2 protein-coding genes are annotated in these 2,538 nt (G+C 59.4%); both read right to left on the minus strand.

Annotation, left to right across the window (positions count from 1 at the left end):
• Window positions 1-108: 108 nt before the first annotated feature.
• Window positions 109-882 carry a 3-hydroxybutyrate dehydrogenase gene (hbdH, locus tag QMX98_RS34020; protein ID WP_010460859.1) on the minus strand — a complete coding sequence of 258 codons (774 nt, stop codon included), beginning with the start codon at window positions 880-882 and terminating at the stop codon, window positions 109-111.
• Between the two features lie 7 nt (window positions 883-889).
• The gene (locus QMX98_RS34025) at window positions 890-2,281 is read right to left on the minus strand and encodes a GntP family permease (RefSeq protein ID WP_010460857.1); all 1,392 of its coding nucleotides are present in this window, start codon (window positions 2,279-2,281) and stop codon (window positions 890-892) included.
• Window positions 2,282-2,538: the final 257 nt, after the last annotated feature.

Genomic DNA, 2,538 nt, shown 5'->3' on the forward strand with positions numbered 1-2,538 from the left:
AGCCTCGCTCCTACAGGTTTTGCGTCGAGCCACAAATCCGGCTGCAACCACAAAACCTGTGGGAGCGAGGCTTGCCCGCGAAGAACGATAACGCGGTTTACTGCCGAATTACTGCGCCAACCACCCACCATCAATATTCCACGCCGCGCCGCGCACCTGGCTTCCGGCCTCACTGCACAAGAACAACACCAGTTCGCCCAATTGCGGCGGGGTGACGAACTCCAGCGACGGCTGCTTCTCCGCGAGCAAATCATGCTGCGCCTGTTGCGGCTCGATCCCGGTCGCGATGCGTGCATCAATCTGCTTCTGCACCAGCGGCGTCAATACCCAGCCCGGGCAAATGGCGTTGCAGGTCACATTGGTCGTTGCCGTTTCCAGCCCGACGACCTTGGTCAAGCCGATCACGCCATGTTTGGCTGCGACATAGGCGGCTTTACCCACCGAGCCCACCTGGCCATGCACCGAGGCAATGTTGATGATCCGCCCCCAACCTTTGGTGCGCATGCCCGGCAGGCTCAAGCGGGTGCTGTGAAACACCGACGACAGGTTGATCGCAATGATCGAGTCCCAACGTTCCACGGGAAAGTCTTCTACCGCCGCTACGTGCTGGATACCGGCGTTGTTCACCAGGATGTCGACGCCGCCGAACTCACGCTCGGCATAAGCAATCATGTCGGCAATCTGCACCGGGTCGCTGACGTCGGCCGGGTGATGGCCGACCTTGCCACCGAATTGCTCGACCTCGGCAATCACCTTGGAGGCATCGCCGAAACCGTTGAGAATCAGATTGGCGCCAGCCTTGGCCAGGCTCAGGGCAATGCCCAGGCCGATGCCGCTGGTGGAACCGGTGACCAGTGCAGTCTTGCCCGAAAGAGTCGTCATGAATACCTCACACAATGCCAGTGGCGTAGAAAGTACCGATCACCACAAAAACCGCCAGGGTCTTGATCAGCGTAATACAGAAAATATCTTTGTAGGCTTCACGGTGGGTCAGGCCGGTGACCGCCAGCAGGGTAATCACTGCGCCGTTGTGCGGCAGGGTGTCCATGCCACCACTGGCCATCGCAGCCACTCGGTGCAGCACTTCCAACGGAATGTTGGCAGCGTGGGCCGCAGCGATGAAGTCATTGGCCATGGCCGCCAGCGCAATGCTCATGCCGCCCGACGCCGAACCGGTGATACCGGCGAGCAGGGTTACGGTAATCGCTTCGTTGACCAACGGGTTGGGAATGCTCTTGAGCCAGTCGGCCAATACGAGGAAGCCCGGCAAGGAAGCGATCACCGCACCAAAACCGTACTCCGACGCGGTGTTCATCGCCGCCAGCAATGAACCGCTGACTGCACTTCGACTGCCCTCGGCCAACTTGCCGCGAATCGCCTGGAAGCCGAACACCAGCACCATGATGATGCCGACCAGCAAGGCCGCTTGCACCGCCCAGATCGCCGTGAGCTTGGCGATTTCGGTGGTGACCGGCGCGGCCATGCCCGGCAGCGCAAGGCTGTGGGTCTTGCCATACCACTGCGGAATCCACTGGGTAAACAGCAGGTTCATGATGCCGACGGCCAGCAACGGCGACAGGGCAATCCATGGATTCGGCAGTTTGATGTCGGCCGCGGTTTCCGGCTCGTTGCGCAGTTCGGTGCCATAACCTTCACCGGCGGCCTGCGCCTTGTTGCGCTGGCGTTGGAGAAACAGCATACCGGCGCAGACTACAAAGATCGCGCCGATTACACCCAACCACGGCGCCGCCCATGCGGTGGTGTTGAAGAAGGTGCTGGGGATGATGTTCTGGATCTGCGGGGTGCCGGGCAGGGCGTCCATGGTGAACGAAAACGCACCGAGGGCGATGGTCGCCGGGATCAAGCGCTTGGGGATGTTGCTCTGGCGGAACATTTCAGCGGCAAACGGGTAGACCGCGAACACCACCACAAACAGCGACACGCCGCCGTAAGTCAGCAGGGCGCAGACCAACACGATCACCAACATCGCCTGACGTGTACCGAGCAACCGAATCGCTGCCGCGACGATGGAGCGTGAGAATCCCGACAGCTCGATCAGCTTGCCGAACACCGCGCCGAGCAGGAACACCGGGAAATAAAGTTTGATGAAGCCGACCATTTTCTCCATGAACACCCCGGTGAAGGCAGGGGCGACGGCGGAAGGGTCGGTGAGCAAGACGGCGCCGAGGGCGGCAATCGGGGCGAAGAGAATAACGCTGTAGCCACGGTAAGCAGCCAGCATCAGCAGCGCGAGGGCTGCCAAGGCAATGATCACACTCATGGTGTGTCTCCTGGATTGTTATTTTTGTAGGGTGGAACTTTTGTGGGAGAGGGCTTTAGCGAGTTTCGTGCCATTTATTTAAGGCATTGAAATATAAGGATATTTATTTATGTATAAGGTGATTCTGAATGATTTGTCTCTTATTCGAGATTTTTTGCGGCTGTGAGGGTGCCTTCGCGGGCAAGCCTCGCTCCTGCATGATTTGCGGTCGTGCGCACAAACAAGAGCGCCTTGGTCCCGTAGGAGCGAGGCTTGCC

The sequence above is a fragment of the Pseudomonas sp. PS02303 genome, from assembly GCF_029959925.1.
Classification (GTDB): domain Bacteria; phylum Pseudomonadota; class Gammaproteobacteria; order Pseudomonadales; family Pseudomonadaceae; genus Aquipseudomonas; species Aquipseudomonas mandelii.

Coding starts and splice junctions, on each gene's coding strand:
- hbdH (WP_010460859.1), bottom strand. CDS start 882: ATGACGACTCTTTCGGGCAAGACTGCACTGGTCACCGGTTCCACCAGC.
- QMX98_RS34025 (WP_010460857.1), bottom strand. CDS start 2,281: ATGAGTGTGATCATTGCCTTGGCAGCCCTCGCGCTGCTGATGCTGGCT.